The 4517-nt window shown below is 39.0% G+C and carries 4 protein-coding genes and 1 pseudogene; 2 read left to right on the top strand and 3 right to left on the bottom strand.

Translation table 11 applies throughout. The annotated features are described in order from the left end of the window. Positions 1-534 (top strand): 2,3,4,5-tetrahydropyridine-2,6-dicarboxylate N-succinyltransferase (locus ENH88_RS02390; protein WP_349768642.1); only part of this gene is annotated, 534 nt, incomplete at its 5' end. Between the two features lie 110 nt (positions 535-644). On the opposite strand, the gene ENH88_RS02385 is transcribed toward ENH88_RS02390, so the two are convergent. Further along, the gene (locus tag ENH88_RS02385; RefSeq protein WP_304179050.1) at positions 645-1688 is read right to left on the bottom strand and encodes a DUF2971 domain-containing protein; all 1044 of its coding nucleotides are present in this window, start codon (positions 1686-1688) and stop codon (positions 645-647) included. Between the two features lie 161 nt (positions 1689-1849). Between ENH88_RS02385 and ENH88_RS02380 the strand changes: the two genes are divergently transcribed. Continuing rightward, positions 1850-3880, top strand: coding sequence for a BCCT family transporter (locus tag ENH88_RS02380; protein ID WP_304179048.1), 2031 nt, complete (start codon positions 1850-1852; stop codon positions 3878-3880). Between the two features lie 83 nt (positions 3881-3963). Here the strand turns inward: ENH88_RS02380 and ENH88_RS02375 are convergent, their stop codons facing one another. Both ENH88_RS02375 and phhA read right to left on the bottom strand, forming a co-directional pair. Next, complete coding sequence (locus ENH88_RS02375) at positions 3964-4308, bottom strand: 4a-hydroxytetrahydrobiopterin dehydratase (protein ID WP_002958326.1); 345 nt, start codon at positions 4306-4308, stop codon at positions 3964-3966. Between the two features lie 37 nt (positions 4309-4345). After that, positions 4346-4517: pseudogene (gene phhA, locus ENH88_RS02370) on the bottom strand (phenylalanine 4-monooxygenase); the annotation flags it as partial.

Here is a 4517-nt window from a genome sequence, read left to right as displayed (position 1 = left end):
TCAGAACGAGCGCCAATAAAGCAGTTGTCTTCAATGATGGTTGGGTTAGCTTGTAGAGGCTCTAAAACACCGCTTATGCCATCTTATGTAAATATTGGCGCATACGTTGACGATGGCACCATGGTTGATACATGGGCGACTGTAGGCTCGTGTGCACAAATTGGTAAGAACGTACATTTATCAGGTGGCGTTGGCATAGGCGGTGTTTTAGAGCCTCTACAAGCTAACCCAACCATCATTGAAGACAACTGCTTTATTGGCGCTCGTTCTGAAATTGTGGAAGGCGTAATTGTTGAAGAAGGCGCAGTAATTTCAATGGGCGTTTACATCAGCCAAAGCACCCGTATTTATGACCGCGAAACTGGCGAAATTCACTACGGCCGCGTACCAGCAGGCGCAGTAGTTGTACCAGGCGCACTACCGTCAAAAGATGGTACTCACAGCCTATACGCTGCAATCATCGTAAAAAAAGTAGATAAGCAAACACGTGAAAAAGTAGGTATAAACGCCCTACTACGCTCAATTGATGAGTAATAGTCGATTGGGTTGAGTGAAACGAAACCCAACGATACGTTGAAGTTAAGTGTTTTAGCTAAACTTTAATTGTATATAAAAAGCTCTAAGCCCTTTGGTTTGGAGCTTTTTTAAATTCTTCTAAATGAAGTTTTAGTACTAGACACTTCTACATCAAAATTTAATGAACTCAAAAGGGACTTTAAGCCTTTAACAGCCAACTCATTATTTTCTGATGGTCCTATTATAATTTCTTCAATTGAATTTTTAGGAAAAGGTATCGCTCTATATGGGGCTATAATGCCAGATTTAAGAGTGCGATAGCATAAAGGAAAGTGCTTTCCATCTTTATCTCCTTGCTCTCCTTGCTCTCCTTGCTCTCCTTGCTCTAAAAAGTCGATATCAGAAGAATCTATGAAATCAAAGTAATCAATTTGGTCATTGTCATTTAGCATTACCGAACCAGGATGAAATAGGGTAAAACGATACTCTTCCTCATACTTAAATGCTCTATCTTTAATACTGGCAATCTTAAAAATAACTTCATTAAAAATTTCAATTGCAGCTATAGCACATTTTTTATCAAGTTCTTTCTTATCTAAATCTAAATCTAAATCTAAATTTGAATTTAAGATGTAACCTAAAACCTCTGGAAGGTAATGTTCCTCGAGCAAAGAGTGAAAAATATTCGTAGCCGGTTCGTAGTCAACATTATCATAGCCACTCAAAAATTTTCGTTGTCTGAAATACATATCATCAAATAGCTTTTCTTTGTTAAACTTTATACAGTATGAGGTTTGCTCTGACCCGTAGGTAAGCCAATGATTTAAACTATCATGCTTAGTTGTAAATGAAGTCGTGTAAATTTCATCAATGCTATTATTATCAATTATATCCCACAGAAACTTTAAAAAATGATTTGCGAGATGCACTTTTTTATTTTGCATTGCTTCTTGGATAATCTCTAAAGGCATATTTTTATGCTTGGCATAAATTTCTTCGAGTTTGATTTGTGAAAACTCAGACAAACTCCCTCTGAGTGATTTTATTCTATCAATACCTTGCTTTATTTCTCTAAAATCATTTAGATACTCTGCGTTAGTAGCCCATAAACTTTTGCTCTCTAAAATTCCCTTTAAACCATCTGCAGAAGTGTAATGATAAACATATTCCATATTTAAAATCCCAAGTAATGTTAATCTTTAGTTTAACCTTGATAAGTGGCAACAATAAAATTTGATAATCTTAAACAAGAGACTGAATTAGCCAACACACCCAAGATATAATAAGGTAGTAAAGCATAATTGAAAGTTAGCAATTAATATTAAGGATTAATATGACAAAAACTGCTTTACGCTCAACTATTTTGCTACCGGTATTTTTACCTGCAGTGTTTATTATTCTGCTCTTGGTAATTGGTACAATTAGCAACCCTGAACTCGCAGGGCAAGTATTCAGCGTTACCCTCAAGTGGATAACAGAAACCTTTGGTTGGTTTTATATGTTATCAGTCGCTATTTTCTTAGTTTTCATTGTTTGTGTAGCAGCCTCCAGCTGGGGAAATATCAAGCTGGGCCCTGATCATGCGCAGCCGCAATACAGTTTCGCTGAATGGTTTGCTATGCTATTTTCGGCCGGTTACGGAGTCGCATTACTTTATTTTGGTGTAGCAGAGCCCGTGCTCCATTATGCATCTCCGCCCGCAGGCGCAGCAGAAACCGTCGACGCTGCCAAGCAAGCTATGCAAATTGCATTTTTTCATTGGGGTTTTCACATATGGGCAATCTATGGGATTGTCGGTTTAGTCCTTGCGTATTTTGCATTTCGTCATGGCCTCCCACTGTCGATTCGCTCAGCGTTGTATCCACTTATTGGTGATAAAATATATGGTCCTATTGGTCACACTGTTGATGTGTTTGCCATATTAGGCACGTTATTTGGCATTGCCACAACGTTAGGACTTTCCGTTACCCAAATTAATGCTGGGCTGCATTATTTGTGGCCAAGTATCCCTATTAATACCACAGTACAAATTACTGCTATTGCCATTATTACCGCAGCAGCTACTCTCTCAGTAGTGGCTGGGATGGATAAAGGTGTAAAGCGCTTATCTATTGTAAACATGACTCTTGCAGTGTCGTTAATGGCCTTTGTATTTTTTATTGGCCCTACTATTCATATTCTTGAATCGTTTTTACAAAATACCGGCAGCTACCTTAGCGGTATTGTTGAGCGTACTTTTAATTTACAGGCGTATAGCCGTAGTGATTGGATTGGTAACTGGACCCTATTTATATTTGGCTGGACTATTGCTTGGGCACCCTTTGTTGGCATGTTTATCGCTAAAATTAGCCGCGGCAGAACCATCAGGCAATTTGTTGTTGGCGTGATGCTAGTCCCGACTATTTTTACCTTTTTATGGTTTTCTGTGTTTGGTGATACCGCGTTAAATCTAATAATGAATGAAGGGTTCAATACTTTAATTACTGATGTTCAAGCAAACCAAGCTGTTGCATTGTTTCAGTTATTTGAGGTGTTACCGTTATCATTTATTATTTCGCTACTTACCGTTATTCTAATCATTACCTTTTTTGTTACTTCGTCTGACTCCGGATCATTAGTTATTGATTCTCTCGCCTCTGGAGGTAATATTAATACACCCGCATGGCAACGCGTGTTTTGGGCTGTGCTAGAGGGCGCGGTGGCTGCTGTTTTATTAGTGGCAGGTGGGTTAAGTGCGCTACAAACTATGACTATAGCCAGTGCCTTACCCTTTGCGATTATTATGCTTATTGCAACCGCTGGGCTTTGGCGAGCACTCACCATTGAAGGCCATCGCGATACTAGTTTACAAGCACATGCGCTTAATGGCCGTAATATTAACTTATCTCATTGGAAGCGCCGTTTAGCCGCCATGGTTAATTACCCCAATAAAGAAAAAGTACACACCTTCATTAGTAGTGTGGTAGTACAAGCAATGCAAGCCGTTCAGGCTGAATTAAAAGCGCGACAATGGCATGCAGAGGTTGATTTTGATACCGACTTAGGCCGTGCTCATTTAACTGTGCTACGCCATGAGCATGTTGATTTTGTGTATGACATTCGTCTAACCGAACACCCTATGCCAAGCTTTGCCTATCCTGAGCTGAAACCTGAGATTGATAACATCGAAATGTATTACAAGGCTGATGTTTTCTTACGCCGTGGTGGGCAATCTTACGATGTGTATGGTTACAGTGAAGATGATATTGTGAAGGATATTCTTGATCAATTTGAGAATTACTTACACTTTTTAGGTAACAGCCCAGGTGAACTACCTTGGGATATGGCCGAACACGATGACATGTTAAATAGCGATAAACCTTAAATAAGCATCGTATTTAATACACAATTATTGCAATAAAAAAGGCACTGAAAAGTGCCTTTTTAGTTCGCTCAATTAATTTTTAACTACAGCGCGTTAAATACGTCGTCTGTTTTAGCTGCGCAAATAAAATCGTTTTTATGTAGGCCTTTAATTGAATGGCTCCACCATGTAACCGTTACTTTGCCCCACTCGGTTAATAAACCTGGGTGATGGCCTTCGTCTTCTGCCATGTCGCCTACTTTGTTAGTAAACGCGATAGCTTGCTTAAAGTTTTTAAATTTATAAACACGCTCAAGCTGCATAATGCCGTCGCGTACTTCTGGTACCCAGTCTGGGATTTTAGTAATTAATTGTGCTAACTCTTCGTCAGATACTTTTGGCGCATCTACGTGACAGGCTTCGCATTTTTGTGCACTTAATGAAGACATTCTAAATCCTTACTTTTAGCTTTTTTAGCATTAATGTTTAACTGGCTAATTTTTCTTTTGGTGGAAATTTTGGGTCGTGCAAGCCAAGCTCTTTAGCTCGTTCAACCAAAGTCATAATATCCATTTGCGATATATCAAACAGATCATGAATCGAATTTATGGTGTAGTACTGTGGCTGCATAATATCAATACGGTACGGCGTACGCAGT

The organism is Pseudoalteromonas prydzensis, from assembly GCF_011050055.1.
Taxonomy (GTDB): domain Bacteria; phylum Pseudomonadota; class Gammaproteobacteria; order Enterobacterales; family Alteromonadaceae; genus Pseudoalteromonas; species Pseudoalteromonas prydzensis_A.
The sequence above is the reverse complement of the archived record's forward strand: the minus strand, read 5'-3'. Positions and strand labels throughout refer to the sequence as shown.